This is a genomic window from Colwellia hornerae (genome assembly GCF_007954355.1).
In the GTDB taxonomy this organism is placed as follows: domain Bacteria; phylum Pseudomonadota; class Gammaproteobacteria; order Enterobacterales; family Alteromonadaceae; genus Colwellia_A; species Colwellia_A hornerae.
Genome location: NZ_VOLR01000002.1, coordinates 119420 through 143536, shown reverse-complemented (window position 1 = coordinate 143536; position 24117 = coordinate 119420). Strand labels below are relative to the sequence as shown.

The following is a 24117-nucleotide window of genomic DNA, read 5'->3' as shown; positions in this document are numbered from 1 at the left end:
TCCACTGAAGCAGATGAAGTAAACTAAATGAAAATAGAATCCCTTATTAATGTTATCGAAGCCACCATGTTCCGTAAAAGAATCATGGTGCTTGTTGCTTTCGTACTAGCGAGTATTTTTCTTGTTTTTCAAGCCAGCCAAATAAAGCTTGATGCGGCTTTTGAAAAGCATATTCCCCTTAATCATGCCTACATGAAAACCTATCTCGAATATCGAGAAAACTTTGGTGGCGCCAATAATGTGCTCATCTCAGTGTGTGACACAGAGGGTGATATTTTTAATGAATCCTTCTTTAGCGCGCTAAAAGGGGTTCATGACCAGTTGTTTTTTATTCCTGGTGTTGACCGTATTCAAGTTAAATCATTGTATTCACCTAGTACCCGTTTTGTTGAGATTGTTGAAGACGGTTTTGCTGGTGGTCCGGTTATCCCGGCCAATTTCCAGCCTGATCCGCAAGGTTTAGCTGTTGTTAAAGCAAATATTGAGAAAGCCGGTATCGTTGGCAGTATTGTTGCAGACGATTACAGTTGTGCGATGGTAAAAGCGTCGTTAATGGATACTGACCCACAAACGGGTGCACGTTTAGATACGCTTGTGATTGCTGAGCAACTTGAGCAGCAAATTAGAGGAAAATTCGAAAAAGATAACATCAGTATTCATATTATTGGTTTTAGCAAGATGGTTGGCGATGTTGCAGAAGGCGCCAAAGGCGTTGTGGCTTTCTTTGCTATTGCGATTGTTATTACCACGCTGATGGTGTTCTGGTTTTGCCGTTCTATTTCTTTGACCCTTTTACCGATAGCTTGTTCGCTGGTTGCCGTTGTTTGGCAGCTAGGTATGTTATCAACCTTAGGTTTTGGACTCGATCCAATGTCGATCTTGGTGCCGTTTTTAGTGTTTGCCATTGGTGTTAGCCATGGCGTACAGATGATTAACTCGGTCTCCAAACTGGTCAGTAAGGGAGCAACATCGAAAGAAGCCGCACAAATGAGCTTTCGCTTGTTATTGATACCAGGCGGTATCGCCTTGCTTTCTGATACGGTTGGTTTCTTAACATTACTTTCTATTGATATTGGTATTATTCGTGAATTGGCTATCACTGCATCTCTGGGTGTGGCGATGATTATTTTAACCAATTTAATTTTACTCCCTTTATTGGTTTCCTTTATTCATGTCGCTAAAGTAGAGCCTAAGATAGCGGATAAAAACAAGGTCACTGTCTGGGACGTAATGTCTTCATTTGCCACCAAACGTATTGCGACGGTCATTCTGGTAATAACCGCTGTTTTATATGTTGCTGGTTATTATTACTCACAAGATATGAAAATAGGAGAGCTTCATGCGGGTGCTCCTTCTTTACATGAAACGTCACGTTATAACCAAGATACTTTCTTAATTACTGACCGTTATGCGATCAGCGTTGATTATATGTCAGTGATCGTTGAAAGCCCTGCTGATTCATGTACTTTTTACGAGACAATGGACTTAATAGATACCTTTCAATGGCAGATGGAAAATACTGCTGGTGTGCAATCGGCTATCAGTTTAGCGTCAGTCGCTAAAATTGTTAATGCCGGTTATAACGAAGGTAACGCTAGATGGCGAGTCTTATCACGCAATCAACAAACTTTAGTGCAATCAATTGCTCGCGTACCTTCAACGAGTGGCTTATTAAACAGTGATTGTAGTGTTATGCCTGTTATCTTGTTTTTAGAAGATCACAAAGCTGAAACCATTAACCGAGTCGTCGATAAAGTAAAAGTTGTTGCTCAGGCATTGGAAACAGACGAGGTTAAATTTAAACTCGCTTCTGGACCCGTCGGTGTTATGGCAGCGACTAATGAAGCGGTTGCTGAAGCGCAAACGCCGATGATGCTTTACGTTTATGGCGCGGTAACTTTATTGTGTTTCATTAGTTTTAGAAGTGTTCGTGCCACGATTGTTGTTATTGTACCGCTTTACGTAGTGTCGACGTTGGCGCAATGGTTAATGACCGCACTTGATATTGGCTTAACGGTTTCTACTCTTCCTGTTATCGCTTTAGGTGTTGGTATTGGTGTTGATTACGGTATTTATATCTTATCAACCATGAGCATAAAATTGCGTGAGGGTTATCAAGTTCAAGAAGCTTATTTACTCGCTTTAAAAGAACGAGGCAGTGCAGTATTAATTACCGGTGTTACTTTAGCTATTGGTGTTTCGACCTGGTTTTGGTCAGATTTGAAATTTCAAGTTGATATGGGAATACTGTTAACCTTTATGTTTTTGGTTAATATGATCGCTGCAGTACTGGTCCTACCAGCAATTGCTGCTTTTTTATGGCCTAATAAAAAATAAAGTTAATACGTTAATCCTGCATAAATAAACAAGAAAATGACCGAAAGGTCATTTTCTATTTATAACAAGTGAATAAACAATTACTCTCAGTAATTTTGACAAGCGACAATAAATAATTAATCACCACAAATAGTAAAATATTCCTCGCAATAGCCTAAAATTCTTAATAAAATCGCATATATAGTCTATTCTTTTAGACAATAATAAATATTTATATAAAAAATTATACAAATTAGACAGTAAATTGTTTTAAATAATCAATTTTGAAATGATTCACTACAACAGCGTTTTATCCAAAAAGGAAAACGGCATGGCGTTAGTAGACGGTTTACCCTCAGTGATACTCTCGAATGTAGCACAGTTAATTCAGCAAAAAGTTCCCGCTAAAACAGCTCCTCTTGTTGAGCAGTTTGCAGATCTCCTTTACAGTAATATCTCCACGCTTGATTTAGACCACCGTAACGATAGTGATATGTATGGTGCGACATTAAGTTTGTGGAATTCGTTAAACGGTCACCAAGATAATGCACCGGTGATCAAAGTTTTTAACCCACAAGTTTCTAAGCATGGCTGGAAATCAAGTCATACCATTATTGAAGTCATTATTGCAGATATGCCATTTCTGGTTGATTCATTGCGAATTGCCCTTAACCGCTTAGGTTTATCCCCACATTTAATGTTAAATAGTCCGATTAATATTATTCGTGATGACAAAAATCAAATTACTCGTTTAGCCGCTGCCGCTAATAAATCATTAAAATCAGCAACGGCTGTCGCTGTTTTTTTTATCGAAGTTGACCGTCAAACCGATCAAAAAGTGCTTGATAAAATTACTAAAGAGTTACATTCCGTGGTTAATGATATCGCGATAACTGTCGACGATTGGCAAGCAATGCGCGCACGCCTTGGCGAAGTGATCACTGAAACAGCTGAAGCAAAGTTACCTTGTTCCATTAATGATCATGATGACGCACTAGAGTTCTTAAAATGGATGTTAAACGATAACTTCACTTTATTAGGTTATCGTTCATACAATGTTAAAACCTTAACCGGTGATATGGCTTTATCCGCCAATGTAGAATCAAGTTTAGGCTTAATGAAGCGCTCTGATGGTACAGTAGAACGTTTAATTTCAACCTTATCTAGTTCAGCTCGCGAGCTTGCTTTGGGGGTTAATCCGTTAATTTTGACCAAAACCAATTCTCGTTCACGTGTTCACCGTCCTGCTCATCTCGATTACATCGGGGTAAAACGTTTTGATGCTAAAGGTAATGTTATTGGTGAAGAACGCTTTGTTGGTTTATTTGGCTCTGCTTATTACACCAACAGTGCTTTAGATTTACCGTTAATAAAATCTAAAGTGACTACCGTATGTGAAAGCTCTGGTTTTGCTCGTGGTACCCACGCGTACAAAGCGATGATTAATATTTTAGAAACCTACCCACGTGATGAAATATTACAAAGTAGTACCGATGAATTATTAAAAAATGTTTTAGGCATTTTTCAAATGCAAGAACGTGATTACTCTGGACTCTTTGTTCGCCGAGATGCCTTTGATCGTTTTTACTCTTGCATGGTTTATGTGCCCAGAGAACGTTACAACACCGAATTACGTGTTAATACCCAAAAGTTACTCAAAGAAGCATTTGGTAGCGGTCAAGAAGTCGAGTTTACCACTTACTTTTCTGAATCAGCACAAGCGCGTACGCATTATATTGTTCGTGTTAAATCAACTAAAGCAGATATCAACGTGAAACAAATTGAAAAGAACTTAAATGAAGCAGCAAGAAGCTGGGATGATAAACTCGCAGCATCTCTGAACTCTCATAAAGGTGAAGCGAAAGGTAAAACGTTAAGCCGCAAATATTGTAGTTTTCCACAATCTTACAAAGATGAAGTGTTACCAGGTACTGCAATCGTTGATATTGAAAAACTTGAATCACTATCAGCGGAAAACCCGCTTGAAATGTTGTTTTACCAACCACAAGAAGAAAGTGCTGACAGCCGTCATGTAAAATTAAAACTGTTTCATACTGGCGACCCAATCCACTTATCAGATATTTTACCTATTCTTGAAAACTTTGGTTTACGTGTTATTGGTGAAAGCCCTTATTTGGTTAAAACATCAACCGGCGAACCTTGTTGGATCTTAGACTTTTCGATGTTACTTACTGGACAAGGTAAGTTCACCCTAGAAATAGTACAAAACTTATTCCAAGACGCCTTTGCAAAAGTTTGGGCGGGTGATTTAGAAGACGATGGTTTTAACCGTTTAATTTTAGGCGCTGAACTCGGTGGTCGCGAAGTCTCTATTATACGTGCTTATGCTCGTTACGAGCGTCAAATCGGTGGTACTTTTAGCCAAAGCTATATTGAAGATACTTTTGCTCGCTACCCTAATATTGCCGAATTACTGATTAAATTCTTTATTTTCCGTTTTGATCCAACCACGAAAATTTCAGAAAAAGCCTTGAATAAAGTCAGTGCGGATATTGAGAAGTCTCTCGATAATGTTGCCAACTTAGATGATGACCGTATCATCCGCCGCTTTGTTGAAATGATAAGTGCCACCATTCGTACTAACTATTTCCAACCTCATGCGCTAACCGGTCAAAAATCTTACATCTCATTTAAGATTTTACCTCGCCAGATCAGTGACGTACCACTACCATTGCCTGAATTTGAAATTTTCGTTTACTCACCGCAACTTGAAGGTGTTCATTTACGTGGCGGTAAGGTCGCGCGTGGTGGTTTACGTTGGTCAGACAGACAAGAAGATTTCCGCACTGAGGTTTTAGGCTTAGTAAAAGCTCAACAAGTTAAAAATACGGTTATTGTTCCTGTTGGCGCTAAAGGTGGTTTTGTTTGTAAGCAACTACCTGTAGGCGGTACTAGACAAGAAATATTTGAAGCAGGTAAAGAATGTTACCGCACTTTCATTCGCGGTTTGTTAGATATTACCGACAACATTATTGATGGTGTTATTGTGCCACCACTCAATGTGGTCCGTCTTGATGAAGATGACCCTTATTTGGTTGTTGCAGCCGATAAAGGCACCGCAACTTTCTCAGACACTGCTAATGCCATCTCAGACGAATATAACTTCTGGATGGGTGATGCGTTCGCTTCTGGTGGTAGTGTTGGCTATGATCATAAAGCTATGGGTATTACAGCGAAAGGCGCTTGGGAGTCTGTTAAACGTCATTTCCGCGAAATGGATGTTGATTGTCAAACAACTGATTTTACCTGTATTGCTATTGGTGATATGGCGGGCGATGTATTTGGTAATGGTATGCTATTGTCAAAGCATATCCGTTTACAAGCCGCATTTAATCACATGAACATTTTTATTGACCCCAATCCTGACGCAGCAAGTTCTTATATAGAGCGTGAACGTTTATTTAATATGCCGGGCTGTACTTGGGAAGATTATAACAAAGAGTTAATTTCTGAAGGTGGCGCTATTTTCAGTCGTCATGTTAAATCTATCAAGTTAACACCACAAATTAAGAAAATGCTTGGCACGCAAAAACAAACCATGTCACCGATAGACTTAATGCAAGCCATTTTAAAAATGAAAGTGGATTTATTGTGGAATGGTGGTATTGGTACGTATGTTAAAAGCTCTAAAGAAAGCCATCTTGATGTTGGTGATAGAGCGAACGATTCATTGCGTATTAATGGCAAAGAATTACAAGCAAAAGTTGTTGGGGAAGGCGGTAACTTAGGTTTCACCCAACTGGGCCGTGTTGAGTTTGGTTTACGTGGCGGAAGAATTAATACCGATGCTGTTGATAATGCCGGTGGTGTTGATTGCTCTGATAACGAAGTCAACATTAAAATATTATTGAATAGCCTAGTACAAAATGGTGATTTAACCGTTAAACAACGTAACCAGTTACTTTATGATATGACTGATGATGTTGGCAAAATTGTTATTGAAGACTGTTATCGTCAAACACATTCATTGTCAATTACCGCAATGCGTGGCGTTAAACAATTAAAAGAACAAGAACGCTTTATTCATGGTTTAGAAAAAGCGGGTAAATTAGATCGTGCCTTAGAGTTTATTCCAACGGATGACGAAATTTCTGAGCGTTTATCTAAAGGGCAGGGCTTAACTCGTCCTGAACTTTCAGTGCTACTTGCCTATGGTAAAATGGTTTTGAAAGAAGACTTAGTTTGTCCTGGTATTACTGATAATCCTTACCACGACCGATTATTACTTGAGGCTTTTCCTCCACAATTACAGGTTAAGTATCAAGACCAAATGCAACTGCATCCATTGCGTGCTGAAATTATAGCGACAAAACTAGCCAATGATATTGGCAACGATATGGGTTTCAATTTTGTTAATCGTATGCATGAAGAAACAGGTGCAACGGTTGCTGAAATTGCCAATTGTTATGTTATGGCCAGTGAAGTTTTTGAGTTATCAACTGTTTGGAACGAAATTACCGAATTAGATAATAAAATTTCTACCTCCATTCAAACAGAAATGTTATTTCAAATGCGCCGTACGGTAAGACGCGCAACACGTTGGTTCTTACGTCATCGTAATAAAGCCTTAGGTATTGCAGAAACAATTGCTATGTATCGTCCAACGTTTGAAAATTTAGCCAATAATTTAGATAAATTATTAGTTACAGAAGAAGTAGAGCAATTACAACGTGTTGAAACAGACTTAGTCAGAACGGGCGTTCCGGTTAAAATCGCTAAACGTATTTCACAGTTAAGTTCACTATTTCCAGTGATGGATATTGCCGATATTTCAATCGCCGATGACCGTCCGATTGAATTAGTTGCTGATTTATACTTCAAGCTAGGTGTTCGTTTAGACTTACATTGGTTCTTAGACCAGATCACCAGCCAACCGGTATCTAATCATTGGCAAGCGCTTGCTAGAGCTTCATTTAGGGAAGAACTTGATTGGCAGCAACGCTCATTAGCACAAGTGGTCTTACGCTGTGATTGTAGTGTTGAACAGCCTGAAATTGAAACTTTACTTAATAACTGGATCGAGACCAATGCCCAACCACTTGAGCGCTGGAACCAAATTTTAGCTGACTTTAGAATTGGTCGTACGCATGAGTTTGCAAAATTCTCTGTGGCGCTAAGAGAGTTAATGCTGTTGAGCTTAAATTGCGATCCAGCAAAATAATTTAAAGCAACTAATCAAGCTTTAACGAGATTGATTTAACTGATAAAATCCCCGCTATTAAGTGGGGATTTTTTTTAGGTCGTTATCGACTTTGATTAAAATTTTTTCGTGTTAACTTACCCGTCCAGAGGCAATATGTTTTATTCCGCAATTCGTAAAGTATTATTCAAGTTTGATCCTGAAGCTATTCATGAACTGACGATTAAAGGCTTTAAAGCCTCGGGTTCAACACCATTAAATTTACTTTATAAGCAAAACATTACTGATAAACCGGTTGAAGCCATGGGGATTACTTTTCCAAATCCTGTTGGCTTAGCGGCTGGATTAGACAAAAATGGCGAATGTATTAATGCTTTTGCTGCCATGGGATTTGGTTTTGTTGAGATAGGTACCGTGACGCCTAAGCCACAACCGGGTAATCCAAAGCCGCGTATTTTTCGTTTACCCTCAGCGAATGCGGTCATAAACCGCATGGGCTTCAATAACAAAGGTGTTGATTACTTAATTGATCAAGTGCGCAAAGCAAACTTTAAAGGCGTACTCGGTATTAATATTGGTAAAAATAAAGATACCCCAGATGAGCATGCTAAGGACGACTACCTTATTTGTATGCGTAAGGTTTATAACTACGCAACGTACATCACCATAAATATATCGTCGCCCAATACCCCAGGCTTACGTTCATTACAATATGGTGATGCATTAAATGAACTGTTAGCCGTGCTTAAAGCTGAGCAGAAAGTACTGACCAAGCAACACAGTAAATATGTGCCGTTAGCCGTTAAAATAGCACCTGATTTAAGTAAAGAAGAGATTGAGTCGATAGCACAGTGTTTGATTAGCAATGATATAGATGGCGTTATTGCCACCAATACCACACTTTCACGTGAAGGTGTGGTCGGTCTCGAGCACGGTGAAGAGCAGGGCGGGCTGAGCGGCGAGCCAGTAAAAGATAAAAGCACCGAAGTTATTCGTTTGTTGGCGATAGCGTTAGATAATAAATTACCTATTATCGGTGTTGGTGGTATTTCGAGTGGCCGTGATGCTCAAGAGAAAATTGCTGCCGGTGCTAAATTAGTGCAAGTTTATACCGGTTTTATCTATCAAGGTCCCGAGCTGGTTAAAGACATAGTGAATACACTTTAATTTTATCGTTTAACGCTATTTTTTATCCTTGCTTAAATAGGAAATAGCGTTAATTTATCGGCGATTAAATTAAGTACCTTTTGAAGTTTTGCTTGAATATAGCTAGGTAATAATTTTCTCTCTTGTTGTAATAGCGTGAGCTCAGTAGGCGTTACCGCGATAAAACATGTTATTTGTTGACGCTCTTTTTGGTAAACACTAAAAACATCATCAGCAAAATAGCTAATCTCTCCCTGATGCGCTTTAGTTATCTCTTCATCAACAAATTGTTGAGTTTCTAGGTAGAGATTGATTAATAAAATATTATTTTCATCACCATACCAATTTGCTGTCAATGTTTGAAAATTAAACTGTGCTTCAAGCTTATTACACACTGACTTTATCTGATTAAATGTTTCTATTAAATCGTTACTCGGCATAATAGAAATCGGTAGTTGTTCTGTCATAGTTTTAAGATTACTTTGAATTTCAGTATTTAGACATTATCAATATTAATTAATAACATAAAGCATAATGGATTTTTTTATTGTGGTTTCCTATCATTTTCAATCGGTCACATTTTAATATTAGGGGTTGTTTTTGGACTTCACTTTTGCTTTTTCTTTACACGTGTGGATTTATTTCACCATACTCGCCGCTGTTATGCAGGCTATTCGCACCGCTGGACAAAAAAAACTATCGGCCCATTTAAGTGCAATGGCAACGACAGGGGTGCGTTATATCTATGCGCTACCTTTTGCTTTTTTATATTTACTCGTTATGACCGAACAACAGTCAGTCACTTTACCTGGGCTTAATGCCACGTTCTTACAGTACGCACTCATTGCTTGTGTCATGCAGATAATCGGTACATTTTGTTTAGTGGCGGCCTTTAAATATCGAAATTTCGCGGTGGCAACCAGTTTAGCAAAAACTGAAGCTATTCAAGTCGCTGTCGTTGGCGCCTTATTCTTTTCAGTTTCTTTATCACTGTTAGCGTGGTTCTCTGTTTTTATCGGCGTGATTGGGGTGTTAATTGTCTCAAGAGTAAAGTTTACTTTCGCTGATGTTTTCCAAAATCCTGGCGCCGGCTTTGGTTTAGCATCAGGCTTAGCCCTTGCCATTACTACCTTATTAATTCGCGAATCAAGCTTAGCCCTAGAGACAGATTTAATGGTAAGTGCCGCTTTTACTTTGTTTTTTATGATTGGTGTACAATCCGTGATTTCAATTATTTATCTTTGCATACAAGATATCAGGCAATTAACGTTAATGGCTAAACATTGGCGTTTGTGCTTATTTGTTGGCATAACCAGTGTCATTGGCTCAATTGGTTGGTTTACAGCGGCAAGTTTTCAAAATGCAGCCTATGTGAAGGCATTGGGACAAGTAGAGTTTTTTATTACTTTATTGTTAACTTACCGAATTTTTAAGGAACGTATCAGCCGAATTGAATATCTAGGCATGCTATTAATTATTGTCAGTGTGGTTATTTTATTGCTTTGGGCATAGTGGCTAGCGTCTGTTTTTGCTACACTCGCAGAAAATTATTATTGTATTAATTAAATTGGATTTAAAATGAAAATTGCAGATAAAACCGTTGTTCAATTTCACTACACCTTAAAAGATGAAGTAGGTAATGAAATTGAATCATCATACGCGGGCGATCCTTTAGCCTATCTTCACGGCTATAAAAATATGTTAGTCGGTGTTGAAAATGCTTTAGCTGATAAAGAAGTGGGTAATAAATTTTCAGTAACGTTACAACCTGAAGACACTTATGGTGAGCGTAAAGAAGACATGATCCAGCGTGTCCCGGCAAAACACCTACAAGATGGGCAAGGGACAACTAAGTGGCAAGCAGGTATGACAGCTTCCGTGGAAACAGAGCAAGGTCAACGTCAAGTGACTATTGTTAAAGCAGGCAAGTTTATGGTGACAGTTGATATTAATCCACCGCTTGCTGGTATGGTTTTAACCTTTGATTTAGACGTCATTGATGTCCGCGCTGCCACAGATGAAGAAGTTGAACATGGTCACGCACATGGTGCAGGCGGCCATCACCACTAAACGCGCTTGATCTAAGCGGTAATTTATTTGAAGGTTTAAGGTCAGCTCTGCTGACCTTTTTTATATTTAGCTTGGCAATTTTTTAAGCTAATCATTAACTCTATGTATTGACAGTACCTTGAGCTCATTATCTGAAATTGCTTGCCAACGTATATTTAAATCATAGAGTTTCATACCATAGATCTTATCATCATCTTGTCGTTTTTTGTAAGCTGGTCTCGGATCCTGAGCTAACACTTGTTCAATAAAAAGGGCTAACCCTAGATATTCTCGTTGATACTGTTGCACATCTTGTTGTGCTTGCGAAGAAAATCGTGTCGTTAACGCCTGATAAGGTTGTTGCTGTGCAAAACCTGCCCGAGCATCATCAATGCTGTCAGAATAAGGAAGGTAAGGTTTAATATCAACCACCGGCGTTTGATCAAGTAAGTCTAATCCTGAAATATTAATGATTAATTGTTTGTTTTTTTGCTCTACACCTTCAAGCTTAACCACCGACATGCCAATGGGGTTAGGCCTGAATGTAGAACGAGTCGCTAATACCCCCAGTTTTTTATTTCCACCTAAACGAGGCGGTCTAACAAGCGGTTTCCAACCTTGCTGCTCAGTACCATGAAATATAAACAAGACCCACAAATGACTAAATTGCTCAATACCACGAAGTAGTTCTTCGTTGTTGGCATCTTCAAGCAGTAAAATTGAGCCTTTTGCAGCACTCACCAAGCCGGGTTGACGAGGAATCGCAAATTTTTCTTTGTAGGGAGAATTAACACGACCGATAAAGTTGAAGGTGATTTGGTTGTCAGGTGATACAGTCATTAGTTAATCTTTTTCAGCGGTTCAACTTGATAAGCCATACCATAGCAAACAACCGTTGCGATACATTGCTTATTTGCTTGGTCGTCATCAATCAGCGCACAACCGCTAAAAATTATCGCATTGCCCTGTTGCTGAGCTGCCTGTCTACGCGCCTCAGTTCTTGCCGCTATTTTATCCGGTGCGGCATGATGGCTCTTTGCTTGGCAATCTTCCCCCTCAACCGGGCCAATAAGTTTATAACGACCAGGAAACTCACTGTCATCTTGAAAAACCTTGACTTGCGCATGGCTAAAGTAGGTTTGAAAGTTCTCTTTATCCAAATTTGTCGAAACCGTGTAATCAGATGAACAGGCTGATAATCCAATTAAAACCAGAGTAAGTATTCGCATTAATATATTGTTGGCGTTGTTATCGGTAGTCTGTTTATTCTTTTTCATCACTAGGTTACTTACTTATTATTTGTTTTAACGGGGGATTTATTACTGATCCAATAATTAAATAATTTATCAATAACATTACTTTGCTGTTTCATATTGATCCAATTACGCATAAACAGTTCAAAAGCTTGATCGTTATGATTAATTGGAAATGCCATGGATATCGGTGCTAACACAGGTTTAGGCACAATAACCGTGTATTCAGGATGTAACAATGTCCAAGCAGAGGCTGCCGCCGCACCAAATAGCATGCCATCAATATGTTGATACTTTTCTTTAAAAAATAATCTCGGTGTTGAAATTTCCCAGGCTTTATTATGAATAAAATTACGCTCGACCGCCGTTTGGTAGAAAAAAGTTTCTGGGATGCCGATAATAAGTGTTTTATTCTCTATGATCTTTGACCATTTCTTAAACTCTATACGGCGTTCGTCTTTAACAATAAAAGCTAAAGACTGCTGAGAGTAGGGGACCGTCAGGGTAAATTTAGTCATATTGTCAGGAATAACCGGAATGCCTGTAGTGATATCTAAATAGCCTGATTGTAACAATGCTTCAGCTTGATGATGGAATATTCTTACAAATTCAACACTGACATTTAGGTCAATGGCGAGTTGGTTCATTATTTCAATATCAAAACCGACCAACTTACCGTTATTGTTATGGAAGGCGTAAGGTAAGTCATCTCTGAAATAACCAACTCTAATAAAACCGCGTTGTTGAATTCGTTTCAATACCGGGGAAAATGATGGACGAGTCTCAACGTTTTTAGGACTGTTTTCAAGATGGCTACTTTTTACATCATTAAACAAAAAGTCACGTTCAATAAACTTTGTATATCCTTGATACTGGTGACTTATAGAATCGAAACTAAAACGTAATGAAAGAAACGCCAGTACTGAAACAAGTGGAATTATCGCTAGATTTCTCAGCAGAGCACGCCATTTTATAGTAAAGCGTTTTAACATTGCGGTGGCAATTAATAACGGTAAGCAGCTAGAAAAAACCACCGAAAAAACAGCACTTAGCCGAGCACCAATCAGGTTCTCTGCCACTAAATAAAAGTCGAACATAGCCCCTGAAACATTAAACAGTTCAAGTAAGTTTTGCATCGCTAATGTGGTGCTACCAAATAACTGTGGCAAGCCAGCAACAACTAAATTGACATGGTCAGCAAAAGAAATATGAGCACCAGAGAACCAGGCAGCAAAGAGCACAAAAAGTAACGCAAGTAGCTTACCGCCGACCGGTAAACTAAAAGATATTGGTACAATAATCTCTGATATTTTTTCAAGATCGTTATCTTGAGGATACTTATTTTTGAGTAATTTTTTAGTGTTTTCAACAATAACAGGTAACACTGAAAAGAAACTGCCGGTAGCAAAAGCGGTGATCATAGGTTCGCGAGACACCCTAACTATTTCTCGATAACCAAAAGGCGTTATCGTGGCGACAATAGCGGGAAAAACCACAAAACAAAGCAGAATAACCAAGACAATCGCGCTAAGCATATAAACCACTAAGCCATCGAGTTGGCTCGCATCTAAAGTAACAGCGGCACGCCAACCGATACAAAAAATACCCAAAGGGGCAAATTTCATAATAAAGCCGTTAATATTTGCCGTAGCTTGTTGTAAGTTCGTCAGCATTAACAAGGTTTGCCGTTTAGATTTGATTTGCATTAGGCCAAGCCCCATACAAATGCTAAAAAAAACGACCGCCGGAATTAAGGTATTCGCTAAAGCATGAAACGGGTTAGCCGAGATAAATAAGTCAACCAAGTTAAATTCAGGCACAGATTGTATAGTGTTATTAGAATAAAATTCGGCATGTTGCCAATGAGGAAAGGATAAAGGGGTGCTAAAAATAAAAAATAGCACAATCGCTATCATCATTAAGATGATCAATAAACTTTGCTGAGAGACCTTTTTAGCTTTACTGGGGGTTAGCCCGCCAATGCCAACAACCAGTGACAGCACAATATAAGGCAGTACGGTCATTTGTAGGGCAGTAACAAAAGCATTCGCGGTGTTATCTATCACTGAATATGCGGTTGAAAAGTAATAACCCAGCAGCAAGCCACTAATCATCGCTAAGATAATTTGTACTAATAACGGCGGTTTAACAAACGACATTAAAATATTGTACCCATAAGTTTTTTACCATGATAATAATTATAACGAACTATTTAAAAATTATAATACCAAAAAGCAGTGAAGGTTCACTGCTTTTTTTCTTCGATATTAACAGCTGATTGGCGTTATTATTTTACTCGCATACCAGGCTGTGCACCGTCTTCAGGATTTAATATCCATAAATCTTTACCACCAGGCCCTGCGGCAAGTACCATGCCTTCAGACATACCAAAGCGCATTTTTCTTGGTGCTAAATTAGCAACCATCACAGTATGCTTACCAATCAAATCTTCTGGTTGATAGGCTGACTTTATACCGGCAAATACTTGGCGTGTTTCACCACCTTCTTCTTTTGAATCAAGTGCTAGGGTTAAACGTATCAGTTTATCCGCTTTCTCGACATGTTCGGCATTAATAATTTTTACTATCCGCAAATCAATTTTAGCAAAATCGTCAAATTGAATTTCTTCGCTAATAGGATCACACCCTAATGGATCATTGAGGGCCGCGCTATTATCGACGACTTTTTCTTTTTTCGCTTTTTTAGCGGGTTTTTCAGCGTCATCTTTAACGAGTAAATTGTCTTTTGAAGCATCTGTCATCGCGTTAACTTTATCCATGTCGACACGTTGTAGTAAGGCTTTAAATTTGTTGATCTTATGGCTCGTCAATAACGTTTTATGACCTTCCCAAGTTAATTCATCATTTAAAAAGGTGGCTGTGCTATCGGCTAATACCGGTAATACTGGTTTTAAATAAATCATTAAGGTGCGGAACATATTGATACCTAGCGAGCAGATGTCTTGTACTTCTTGCTGCTTAGTTTCATCTTTGACTAACTGCCAAGGTTCTTTTACCGCGATATATTCGTTAACTTTGTCGGCTAATGCCATTATTTCACGCATACCACGCGCAAAGTCACGCGCTTCATAATGAGCGGCTATAGAGTCACCGGCTGCCATAACTTCTTCAGCCAGAGCTGGGTTATCGATGTTTTCTGACAACATACCGTCAAAGCGTTTAGTGATAAAACTGGCACAACGCGAGGCAATATTAACCACTTTACCGACTAAGTCTGAATTGACTCGTTGCGCGAAATCTTCCAGATTTAAGTCTAAATCATCAATTTTATGGGTTAATTTAGCGGCATAGTAATAACGTAAATATTCAGGGTTTAAATGTTCTAAATAAGTGCGACCTTTGATAAATGTGCCTTTAGACTTAGACATTTTTGCGCCATTAACGGTAACAAAACCATGGGCGTGCACTGCTGTTGGTTTTCTAAAACCTGCGCCTTCAAGCATGGCTGGCCAGAATAAACTATGGAAATATATAATGTCTTTGCCAATAAAATGGTAAAGCTCAGCTGCCGAGTCAAGCGCCCAAAACGCATCAAAGTCGATACCGGTTTTATCACATAAGTTTTTGAAACTGCCCATGTAACCAATAGGAGCATCTAACCAGACATAAAAGTATTTACCCGGAGCGTTGGGTATTTCAAAGCCAAAATAAGGGGCGTCGCGGCTGATATCCCATTGTTGTAAACCAGACTCAAACCATTCCGCTAACTTATTAGCCATTTCATCTTGTAATGCGCCACTACGTGTCCAGTCTTGTAACATCTCACTAAAAGCAGGTAAGTCAAAGAAATAGTGCTCAGAGTCTTTTAATATCGGAGTTGCGCCAGAAACAACTGAACGTGGGTTAAGTACTTCTGTTGGCGAATACGTCGCGCCACACTCGTCACAGCTATCGCCGTTTTGATCGGCTGCTTGGCATTTAGGGCAAGTGCCTTTTACGAAACGGTCAGGTAAAAACATGCCTTTTTCTGGATCGTAAAGTTGAGAGATAACTCTGGTTTTAATATGACCTTTAGCATGCAAACGATTATAAATTTCGTGAGCAAACGCTTCATTTTCTGGGCTGTGCGTTGAATGATAGTTATCGAAACTAATATGAAAATCTGCAAAATCCTTCATATGCTCTTCACGAACACCATTGATCATTTCTTCTGGTGTTACCCCTAACTCATGCGCTTTAAGCATAATAGGCGTGCCATGGGCATCATCAGCACAAACAAAATAAGTTTCATGGCCGCGCATACGTTGAAAACGCACCCAAATATCGGTCTGAATATGTTCAAGTAAATGGCCTAAATGAATAGATCCATTGGCATAAGGCAGCGCACAAGTTACAAGAATTTTACGTTTATTTTTAGCGGTTGATGATGACTCTGATAACGACATATAAAGTTTACATTTATTGGTGGTAATTATGGGGGGAATGGTACAGAATTTGTAACTACTTTTCATTAATAATTATTGCCTAAACGCGATAAAGTGCCTTTTAAAATGTTCTCAAAGATATTTTCCTCAAAAACACTCTCTAGTGACGCTAAACAAACACTTGTTGATAGCTTAAATCGTTATCGCAGTGAAACTTTCCCACAAGGAATCTTATATCCTGATATTGACCCTGAAATTACCTTAGAAAAAGGTAATGATATTGTGATTAAATTGTCTTTACCTTTTCCCTGTAACAGCGAATTACACTTAGTAAGTGAAGCACTTACTAAAGAAGTTAAGCAAACCGTTCGTTTTGCGATTAAGTACAATGTTCAGCCGGTTCGCCGTCATGAACTCGCTGGTATAAAGAACATTATCGCGATTGCTTCTGGAAAAGGGGGGGTAGGGAAGTCGACAACAGCAGTAAATCTTGCTTATGCGTTAATAGCCGAAGGAGCCTCAGTTGGAATTTTAGATGCTGATATTTATGGTCCTTCAATTCCAACTTTACTTGGTTTAAAAGGAGCCAAGCCAAGTTCTGATGATGGTAAGTTACTCACGCCGATAAATGCTAACGGTTTAAGCGCAATGTCACTGGGTTTTTTAGTTGATGAGGATGATGCAACTGTTTGGCGAGGCCCAATGGCTAGCAGAGCTTTTAGCCAATTACTAAATGAAACTGATTGGCAAGGCATAGATTACTTAATTGTCGATATGCCGCCAGGCACTGGTGATATTCAATTGACGTTGTCGCAACAAGTACCGGTTGCTGCTGCTGTTGTTATTACCACACCACAAGATATCGCACTGGCTGACGCGATAAAGGGTCTTGCGATGTTTGAGCAAGTCAAAGTGCCGGTGCTCGGTATTATTGAAAACATGAGTTATCACCAATGCGAAAATTGTGGCCATCATTCACACTTGTTTGGTGAAGGTGGTGGTCAACGTGTTGCCGATAAATATGACACGCAACTCCTAGGGCAACTGCCGCTTGATGTCAATATTCGTCGCGATGCAGACCAAGGGGTTTCGCCATTATTAACAGATAACACTAGTAACATTAGTGAGCAATACCGTAAGATAGCGCGAACTATCGCTGCACAGTTATATCTGCAGTTGGATTCACGTAGTCCAAATACCGCAAAACTATTGATTGAAGATTAGCTTTTATAGTTAATTCCCTAACCTTAAAGTAATAACGTAAGAAGAACTAACATGAGATTGTCCGACAAAGACATAGAAACATCGCTTGAAAGAGGTGAGATTATTATTACACCTGCACCCGATAGCAGTATGATTTCAGGGGTAAGTGTTGATATTCGTTTAGGTAATGAATTTCGCGTTTTTCAAGATCACACCGCACCTTACATTGATTTAAGTGGTCCCAAAGCTGAAATGCAAAAAGCGATGGACTCAGTGATGAGCGATGAGATTGTTATCGCTGATGGCGAAGCTTTCTTTTTACACCCAGGTGAATTAGCGCTAGCGGTTACTTATGAGTCGGTCACTTTACCTGATAATATCGTCGGTTGGTTAGATGGTCGTTCATCATTAGCACGTTTGGGTTTAATGGTGCATGTCACGGCGCATCGTATCGATCCCGGTTGGTCTGGACAGATAGTTTTAGAATTTTATAATAGTGGCAAGCTTCCTTTAGCGCTTCGTCCTAAAATGAAAATAGCGGCACTAAATTTTGAAACCATGTCTTCAAGCGCGGCACGCCCATACAATAAACGTGAAGATGCTAAATATAAAAATCAAACCGGTGCAGTTGCTAGCCGGATTAGTCAAGACGAGGCTTCTAAAAACTAAAAACTAAAAACTAAAAACTAAAAACTAAAAAGCCGTAAAATGAGCGATCATTTTACGGCTTTTTATCCAGATACGTCAAAACTAGGCAGAAATACTGTTTTGTTTATCGATACCACTTATACAAAGCTTTAATGCCTGTAACAGTTTCTCTTTATCATGATAATGACTGCCTGAACCATCTGAAAGGTCACAGTGAATAATAGGTAAAATTGTTGATGTTACTGTTTCATCGTGACAAATCACACTGTTAATAGGTAAACAGCCAATATTTTCTTTGATCCAATTGAGCTTCTCATCTAATGAAAGCGCAGCGGCGGGGCTGTCTTCTGGGCCTAAATTCTCAATAAACACACAATGAGCAGAGCTTGCTTGAATTGCTTTAGTGATGTCTCGCACTAACAGTGGTGGAATAACGCTGGTAAGAAAGCTCCCAGGACCTAAGATAATCAAATCAGCAGACCTTATTGACTCAATACATAAGGGTAAAGTTTTAACCAAAGGAGCCAACAATAATTTTTCTGGCATGATTGGCATTTTATCAACTGAAAGCTCACCGACTTTACAGCGTCCTTTCGGATAAAACGCCATTAAATCAGTCGGTGTTTCTGACATCGGATACAAGGGTGTTCTAACGCCTAATAAACGTCTAACCAGCTTTATAGAATCAAGGGGTCGAGATTGTAGCTTCCCCAGCGCATATAAAATAAGATTACCTAAGTTGTGACCACCGAGTTCATCTTGGCCATCAAATCTAAAGTCAAACAACTGACTGCCAACAGAATCCTCATCAACAAGTAAGGTTAAGCAATTACGTAGATCGCCCCAAGCAATAGAGCTACTTCGTCTACGTAAGCGACCAGTAGAGCCACCATTATCGGTTGTGGTTACTATGCCGGTTAACTGCTTCTTTAAAAAAGAAAGAGTAGATAACACTCGACCTAAACCGTGTCCGCCACCAATAGCGACAACATTTAGCTTTTCTAGCTGCATGAAAAATTCTTATTATTATATCTTAATACAACTTTACCCCCAATCTGGTCATAATGAAACTATAAACCCTTAATTCATTGAGCTTGTCTAGATGTACTATCTAAAGTTGGCTGATAAATATAACCAGGTAAATAAATAATCGTTTAACATTAGTGACATCGGTTCATTGCAGATAAATGAAAGCGCTTTCAAAAAGTTGGTATTGATAAATCACTGATTAAACAAAAAATAGTCAACTTGACGCTTAAGTAAACACTTAACTAAAAACTTTGCAAAAAATACCTTTTTATCTAAAATAACAGTTGACAGTTTTAGGACGGGTGCTTAGAATGCGCCTCGCTTTCAACGAGTGATTAATCATTTGTTTGGCAATGAATTTGTAGCATATTAGGCCATGTTATTGATTTGTAGTGGGGCTATAGCTCAGCTGGGAGAGCGCTTCGCTGGCAGCGAAGAGGTCTGCGGTTCGATCCCGCATAGCTCCACCAAGTTTTAAGTTGTTTTAATAAGTTAATCTTTATTTAAGCAATGTTGGTTTTAAGTGTTTTTTTATCACTTAAAATAGAAAAGTTTACTTTTCACGATAGTATTTGTGTCCCTATCGTCTAGAGGCCTAGGACACCGCCCTTTCACGGCGGTAACAGGGGTTCGAATCCCCTTAGGGATGCCACTTATTTTTTGTTTTCTTTATTGGAAGTGGATAAATAAGTAAACAGGGTATAACAAACTAGGTCTTGTTATCTCCTTTGGTTGAAATATATTTTCAATGATAAAAACAAGATGTAAATCTTGTCCGATGCTTTTCTAAGTAGCTGAACCTTGTTTATTCAATGTTCACTTACTAAATAGTTTTAGTATTTGGAGTAGGTCGTTCGCTTTCGCAAGCTCAAGACTCTCCAACACTGAAACAACGGAATTTATTCCGTTATAGAGTTTAAGTGTCCCTATCGTCTAGAGGCCTAGGACACCGCCCTTTCACGGCGGTAACAGGGGTTCGAATCCCCTTAGGGATGCCACTTATTTTTTATTTCCTTTATTGGACGTTAATGAATAAGTAAAAAGGGTATAACAAACTAGGTCTTGTTGTTTCCTTTGGTTGAAAAACGTTTCAATCATAAAAGCGAGATGAAAGTCTTGTTTGATGCTTTTCTAAGTAGCTGAACCTTGCTTATTCAATGTTCATTTACTCAATAGTTTTAGTGTCCCTATCGTCTAGAGGCCTAGGACACCGCCCTTTCACGGCGGTAACAGGGGTTCGAATCCCCTTAGGGATGCCACTTATTTTTTATTTCCTTTATTGGACGTTAATAAATAAGTAAAAAGGGTATAACAAACTAGGTCTTGTTGTTTCCTTTGATTGAAGAACGTTTCAATCATAAAAGCGAGATAAAAGTCTTGTTTGATGCTTTTCTAAGTAGCTGAACCTTGTTTATTCAATGTTCACTTACTGAATAGTTTTAGTATTTGGAGTAGGTCGTTCGCTTTCACAAGCTCAAGACTCTTCAACACTGAAACAACGGAATTTATTCCGTTATAGAGTTTAAGTGTCCCTATCGTCTAGAGGCCTAGGACACCGCCCTTTCACGGCGGTAACAGGGGTTCGAATCCCCTTAGGGATGCCACTTATTTTTTATGTAACGAGTTTACTAAAGAGTCAGTGCTATAAGTGATATAAAAAAACCGACCTATTGTCGGTTTTTTTATGCCTGAAATTTGATGTTTCAATCACAACATTGCCTTAAGGCTATTCTAAGCTGTCTAATGTTACTTTGTTGAGCTTAGAACAGACAATGTGACCTAAGTGTTATCCTATCTAGGTTTTGTCTGTTAAGGCGCTTTACCTTTTGCGTTGATGGTAGGTATATTTTGTTATATGACGACGTTATTAGTTTGCTCATCATCCCAGAGGTTATAGTAAGAGCAAAGTAACAGTTTATACCTGTTACTTGTTAGCTCTCAATATTTAGCGACCTGAGTTGTAGAGTAAGCCAGAGTATTACTGCTTATTGGGTTTCATCATCGCTAAGCTCTCCTCAGCAAAACCAACACCGGCCTCGGTATAGAAGTTAAATACTTTATCTACGCCAAAGGTTTCAATTTCTTGGCGCTCATCATCAAATCGTGCAATAGCCGCAATTTGTCCCTGATAATTTGCATGTCTTAATTGCAAGGTTATATTTTTTATATCTTGAATTTGTGGCAAAGCGAGTAAGATTAACTCTAGTTTCTCTATTTCTATATTTTCCCAAAAATCTATGTTCTCTGCATCACCACAAAATGCTTGCACGTTATTATCATTTAGCCAGGCGATTTTACCTTGGTCTGCATCTAACCCCCATACTTGACCAGCAGCCTGGCTATCTAAAGCTTTATAAGCGCCCATACCAACACGTCCCATACCAATAACAACGATAGGTGCATCACAAGGTTGTATGAAGTTATCTTCGCTAAGTTTACTTTTTCTTTCGTATTTACAAATAAACGATTTATGTCGAGTAAAAATCTGATGAGCATAGTTATAAGTGATATTGGTAATAATAAAGGATAAAGAAACAGCCAAAGATAAAATGACCAACCAATCATTGGTTAACCAGCCATTTTTTGTTGATAGCGAAGCGATGATCAAACCAAATTCACTAAAGTTACTTAATGCTAGCGCGGTTAAATAAGAGGTTCTGCCACGTAATTTAAATTGTGTAAATAGGAAAAAGAACAAACAAAATTTTACTGGGATAAGTAAGGTCAGTAGACCTGCCATAGCAAGCATTTCTATTGTGGGTAATGCGGTAAAGCCAATAGATAAGAAAAAACCAATTAAAAATAGGTCTTTAAAGCCCATCAGCGATTTATTAATTTCACTCGCTTTACTGTGCGAAGCTAAATACATACCAACGAGCAGGGCGCCTAAATCGCCTTTAATACTCACTAACTCAAAAAGTTCATAGGCACCAAAGGCTAAGAAAAAACCGGTTAGCGGAATAAGCTCGCCATGACCTACTTGGTCGATAAGTTTATTGATTAACGGTTTTATCAAAAAGGCGCTCAACAGCAGTAAAGCCCATAATGTTGGAGATTTACCGGTCGCCACCACTAAAAATATTACCGCGACAATATCTTGTATCACTAAAATACCCACGGCTAATTTACCGTGACGAGTGCGCATTTCGCCGTGATCTTCCATCAGCTTAACCACACAAACCGTACTACTAAAGCTTAAGGCAAAAATAATTAAACCTAAGGTGTAAAAAGATAAGTCAGCAAAATAGCCAATAGCAGCAAGCGCGAATAATTTCAGTAACAGCGCGCCTAACAATACCCAAGTGACACTATGAGACAAACTGCCTAACCAAACTTCTTTTTTTAATAAGTCTTTAACATTGAGTTTTAAACCAATAGTAAATAACATTAATGTTATGCCTAAGTTTGCTAAAGTATTAATACTGTCGTCTGCTTGAAAACCTAAAAAATTTAATAAAAACCCTGCAGACAAATAACCGATTGAAGGCGGTAATGAAAATGATTTTGCCGCCATGCCACAGCCGAAGGCAAATAAAATCCAAATAAAGTCCATGTTAATTTTCCATGATTTGTTGAAACTGTTTAGCGACAAATTCAGCAATAATAGGCTGAGCTTTAATGCTTGGGTGAATGCCATCTTTTTGCATTAAACTGGCATCGGTGACTAATGGTTCAACAAAAAAAGGTAACAAGTTACTGTTAGTTTCAGTGGCAACATCAATAAAAACTTGTTCAAACATTTTATTATAGCGAGGCCCATAATTTGGCGTGATTTTTATTTGATAGAGCGTCACGGGGATTTTTTTGTCTTGAGCGAGCTTTATCATTTGTAACAAATTATTTTTAATTTTCGTTGGCGCATAGCCTCTAAGGCCATCATTGCCACCGAGTTCTATCACTAAATGATCCACTTTTTCTTTGGCTAATATCCCCGGTAACCTTGATAAACCGCCTGTTGTAGTCTCACCACTAATGCTAGCATTAGTGATCTTATAAGTACTTTTTTGCGTAATTAACTGTTGATTTAATAGGTGAACCCAGCCTTGGTTTTGTTTCATTCCATAGCTTGCACTAACACTATCACCTAGTAGTAAAATAGCATGCTTGGCTGAAGGGTTAGCCAATGTCAAAAAAGATGTAGAAATTAAAGCTATCAAGCTTAAAAATAAAATATAAATGGGATGTTTATTCATGAAGTCAAATTCCGAAGCCATATTAAAAGTAAGTGCGTTAACTAAATCTGTGCAGTTAGAAGAGAAAACTCTTGAGCTACTTCAACCTGTTAACCTAACGGTCAATACAGGTGAAACTTTAGCGATAGTTGGTTCATCAGGCTCAGGTAAAACAACCTTGTTATCTATCTTAGCTGGCTTAGATTTACCTACATCAGGTGAAGTTTATCTTAAAAACCACCCATTGCACCAGTTTAATGAAGAACAACGTAGCCAAGTACGAGCAGATCACGTTGGATTTATTTTCCAGCAATTTTTATTAATTAGTAGTTTAACTGCCCTTGAAAATGTCATGTTACCCGCAGAATTGGCTAATCTACCTGATGCGAAACAGCAAGGACTGGCCTTACTCGACGCTGTAGGGCTGGGCGAACGAGCTGAGCACTATCCGTCACAATTATCGGGTGGTGAACAACAACGGGTTGCTATCGCTCGCGCTTTTATTACTAAGCCCGATGTATTATTTGCTGACGAACCCACGGGGAATTTAGATACCAAAACAGGCGTTCACATTGCTGATCTACTCTTTCAATTAAATGAAAAACATGGCACTACCTTAGTCTTGGTTACCCACGATCCCAAATTAGCCCAGCGCTGTCAGCGTCAAGTTGAAATGGACAGTGGTGTCCTAAAAGAAGTTAAGCTCAATAATGTCAATCAAGATGAACTTCCTGCTCATATGAAAGTAGGTTAACG

General features: G+C 38.8%; 16 protein-coding genes and 5 tRNA genes. 13 read left to right on the top strand and 8 right to left on the bottom strand.

Annotated features, from left to right (window positions below; genetic code table 11):
• Positions 1-27 precede the first annotated feature (27 nt).
• From ESZ26_RS01765 to pyrD, 3 genes are all read left to right on the top strand, one after another.
• The gene (locus ESZ26_RS01765; protein WP_190278367.1) at positions 28-2337 is read left to right on the top strand and encodes an efflux RND transporter permease subunit; all 2310 of its coding nucleotides are present in this window, start codon (positions 28-30) and stop codon (positions 2335-2337) included.
• A 310-nt stretch (positions 2338-2647) separates the two neighbouring features.
• Positions 2648-7498 (top strand): NAD-glutamate dehydrogenase, encoded by a 4851-nt coding sequence (locus ESZ26_RS01760; RefSeq protein ID WP_146797306.1) that lies wholly within the window; start codon positions 2648-2650, stop codon positions 7496-7498.
• A gap of 135 nt (positions 7499-7633) precedes the next feature.
• Positions 7634-8644 (top strand): quinone-dependent dihydroorotate dehydrogenase, encoded by a 1011-nt coding sequence (pyrD, locus tag ESZ26_RS01755; protein WP_146797309.1) that lies wholly within the window; start codon positions 7634-7636, stop codon positions 8642-8644.
• A 32-nt stretch (positions 8645-8676) separates the two neighbouring features.
• Here the strand turns inward: pyrD and ESZ26_RS01750 are convergent, their stop codons facing one another.
• Positions 8677-9090: a hypothetical protein gene (locus tag ESZ26_RS01750; RefSeq protein WP_146797312.1), complete on the bottom strand. Its 414-nt coding sequence runs from the start codon at positions 9088-9090 to the stop codon at positions 8677-8679.
• 133 nt (positions 9091-9223) lie between these two features.
• Here ESZ26_RS01750 and ESZ26_RS01745 point away from each other — a divergent pair, with 133 nt between their 5' ends.
• Both ESZ26_RS01745 and ESZ26_RS01740 read left to right on the top strand, forming a co-directional pair.
• Positions 9224-10135: a DMT family transporter gene (locus tag ESZ26_RS01745; RefSeq protein ID WP_223271544.1), complete on the top strand. Its 912-nt coding sequence runs from the start codon at positions 9224-9226 to the stop codon at positions 10133-10135.
• Positions 10136-10201: 66 nt separating this feature from the next.
• On the top strand, positions 10202-10693 hold the full coding sequence (locus ESZ26_RS01740; RefSeq protein WP_146797314.1) for an FKBP-type peptidyl-prolyl cis-trans isomerase: 492 nt from the start codon (positions 10202-10204) through the stop codon (positions 10691-10693).
• An 87-nt stretch (positions 10694-10780) separates the two neighbouring features.
• Here the strand turns inward: ESZ26_RS01740 and tsaA are convergent, their stop codons facing one another.
• From tsaA to metG, 4 genes are all read right to left on the bottom strand, one after another.
• A complete protein-coding gene (gene tsaA, locus ESZ26_RS01735; protein WP_146797317.1) occupies positions 10781-11512 on the bottom strand; it encodes a tRNA (N6-threonylcarbamoyladenosine(37)-N6)-methyltransferase TrmO in 732 nt (243 codons plus the stop codon).
• Positions 11512-11949 carry an Rcs stress response system protein RcsF gene (gene rcsF / locus ESZ26_RS01730; protein ID WP_146797320.1) on the bottom strand — a complete coding sequence of 146 codons (438 nt, stop codon included), beginning with the start codon at positions 11947-11949 and terminating at the stop codon, positions 11512-11514. Before rcsF ends, tsaA begins: the two co-directional genes overlap by 1 nt.
• 11 nt (positions 11950-11960) lie before the next feature.
• A complete protein-coding gene (locus tag ESZ26_RS01725) occupies positions 11961-14084 on the bottom strand; it encodes a cation:dicarboxylate symporter family transporter (protein WP_146797323.1) in 2124 nt (707 codons plus the stop codon).
• A 128-nt stretch (positions 14085-14212) separates the two neighbouring features.
• A complete protein-coding gene (gene metG / locus ESZ26_RS01720; RefSeq protein WP_146797326.1) occupies positions 14213-16330 on the bottom strand; it encodes a methionine--tRNA ligase in 2118 nt (705 codons plus the stop codon).
• A gap of 105 nt (positions 16331-16435) precedes the next feature.
• Between metG and apbC the strand changes: the two genes are divergently transcribed.
• Complete coding sequence (gene apbC / locus ESZ26_RS01715; RefSeq protein WP_146797329.1) at positions 16436-17533, top strand: iron-sulfur cluster carrier protein ApbC; 1098 nt, start codon at positions 16436-16438, stop codon at positions 17531-17533.
• Positions 17534-17584: 51 nt separating this feature from the next.
• The gene (gene dcd, locus ESZ26_RS01710) at positions 17585-18181 is read left to right on the top strand and encodes a dCTP deaminase (RefSeq protein ID WP_070376602.1); all 597 of its coding nucleotides are present in this window, start codon (positions 17585-17587) and stop codon (positions 18179-18181) included.
• 81 nt (positions 18182-18262) lie between these two features.
• Here the strand turns inward: dcd and ESZ26_RS01705 are convergent, their stop codons facing one another.
• Positions 18263-19171: a gluconeogenesis factor YvcK family protein gene (locus ESZ26_RS01705; RefSeq protein ID WP_146797333.1), complete on the bottom strand. Its 909-nt coding sequence runs from the start codon at positions 19169-19171 to the stop codon at positions 18263-18265.
• Between the two features lie 412 nt (positions 19172-19583).
• Between ESZ26_RS01705 and ESZ26_RS01700 the strand changes: the two genes are divergently transcribed.
• The 5 genes from ESZ26_RS01700 (at position 19584) to ESZ26_RS01680 (ending at position 20793) form a co-directional block, all read left to right on the top strand.
• Positions 19584-19659: transfer RNA gene (locus ESZ26_RS01700), tRNA-Ala, on the top strand.
• 106 nt (positions 19660-19765) lie between these two features.
• Positions 19766-19841, top strand: a tRNA-Glu gene (locus tag ESZ26_RS01695).
• A 270-nt stretch (positions 19842-20111) separates the two neighbouring features.
• Positions 20112-20187: transfer RNA gene (locus tag ESZ26_RS01690), tRNA-Glu, on the top strand.
• Between the two features lie 185 nt (positions 20188-20372).
• Positions 20373-20448 (top strand) — tRNA-Glu (locus tag ESZ26_RS01685).
• A gap of 269 nt (positions 20449-20717) precedes the next feature.
• A tRNA-Glu gene (locus ESZ26_RS01680) sits at positions 20718-20793 on the top strand.
• A gap of 374 nt (positions 20794-21167) precedes the next feature.
• On the opposite strand, the gene ESZ26_RS01675 is transcribed toward ESZ26_RS01680, so the two are convergent.
• Both ESZ26_RS01675 and ESZ26_RS01670 read right to left on the bottom strand, forming a co-directional pair.
• Positions 21168-22742 (bottom strand): cation:proton antiporter family protein, encoded by a 1575-nt coding sequence (locus ESZ26_RS01675; RefSeq protein ID WP_146797335.1) that lies wholly within the window; start codon positions 22740-22742, stop codon positions 21168-21170.
• Between the two features lies 1 nt (position 22743).
• Positions 22744-23382: an arylesterase gene (locus ESZ26_RS01670; protein ID WP_146797337.1), complete on the bottom strand. Its 639-nt coding sequence runs from the start codon at positions 23380-23382 to the stop codon at positions 22744-22746.
• Between ESZ26_RS01670 and ESZ26_RS01665 the strand changes: the two genes are divergently transcribed.
• The gene (locus tag ESZ26_RS01665; protein WP_146797339.1) at positions 23381-24115 is read left to right on the top strand and encodes an ABC transporter ATP-binding protein; all 735 of its coding nucleotides are present in this window, start codon (positions 23381-23383) and stop codon (positions 24113-24115) included. The two genes, ESZ26_RS01670 and ESZ26_RS01665, sit on opposite strands and share 2 nt — an antisense overlap.
• The last annotated feature ends 2 nt before the right edge of the window (positions 24116-24117 follow it).

Coding starts and splice junctions, on each gene's coding strand:
- metG (WP_146797326.1), bottom strand. CDS start 16,330: ATGTCGTTATCAGAGTCATCATCAACCGCTAAAAATAAACGTAAAATT.
- ESZ26_RS01740 (WP_146797314.1), top strand. CDS start 10,202: ATGAAAATTGCAGATAAAACCGTTGTTCAATTTCACTACACCTTAAAA.
- ESZ26_RS01670 (WP_146797337.1), bottom strand. CDS start 23,382: ATGAATAAACATCCCATTTATATTTTATTTTTAAGCTTGATAGCTTTA.
- ESZ26_RS01675 (WP_146797335.1), bottom strand. CDS start 22,742: ATGGACTTTATTTGGATTTTATTTGCCTTCGGCTGTGGCATGGCGGCA.
- ESZ26_RS01665 (WP_146797339.1), top strand. CDS start 23,381: ATGAAGTCAAATTCCGAAGCCATATTAAAAGTAAGTGCGTTAACTAAA.
- rcsF (WP_146797320.1), bottom strand. CDS start 11,949: ATGAAAAAGAATAAACAGACTACCGATAACAACGCCAACAATATATTA.
- ESZ26_RS01750 (WP_146797312.1), bottom strand. CDS start 9,090: ATGACAGAACAACTACCGATTTCTATTATGCCGAGTAACGATTTAATA.
- ESZ26_RS01760 (WP_146797306.1), top strand. CDS start 2,648: ATGGCGTTAGTAGACGGTTTACCCTCAGTGATACTCTCGAATGTAGCA.
- ESZ26_RS01765 (WP_190278367.1), top strand. CDS start 28: ATGAAAATAGAATCCCTTATTAATGTTATCGAAGCCACCATGTTCCGT.
- ESZ26_RS01705 (WP_146797333.1), bottom strand. CDS start 19,171: ATGCAGCTAGAAAAGCTAAATGTTGTCGCTATTGGTGGCGGACACGGT.
- apbC (WP_146797329.1), top strand. CDS start 16,436: ATGTTCTCAAAGATATTTTCCTCAAAAACACTCTCTAGTGACGCTAAA.
- tsaA (WP_146797317.1), bottom strand. CDS start 11,512: ATGACTGTATCACCTGACAACCAAATCACCTTCAACTTTATCGGTCGT.
- pyrD (WP_146797309.1), top strand. CDS start 7,634: ATGTTTTATTCCGCAATTCGTAAAGTATTATTCAAGTTTGATCCTGAA.
- ESZ26_RS01725 (WP_146797323.1), bottom strand. CDS start 14,084: ATGTCGTTTGTTAAACCGCCGTTATTAGTACAAATTATCTTAGCGATG.
- dcd (WP_070376602.1), top strand. CDS start 17,585: ATGAGATTGTCCGACAAAGACATAGAAACATCGCTTGAAAGAGGTGAG.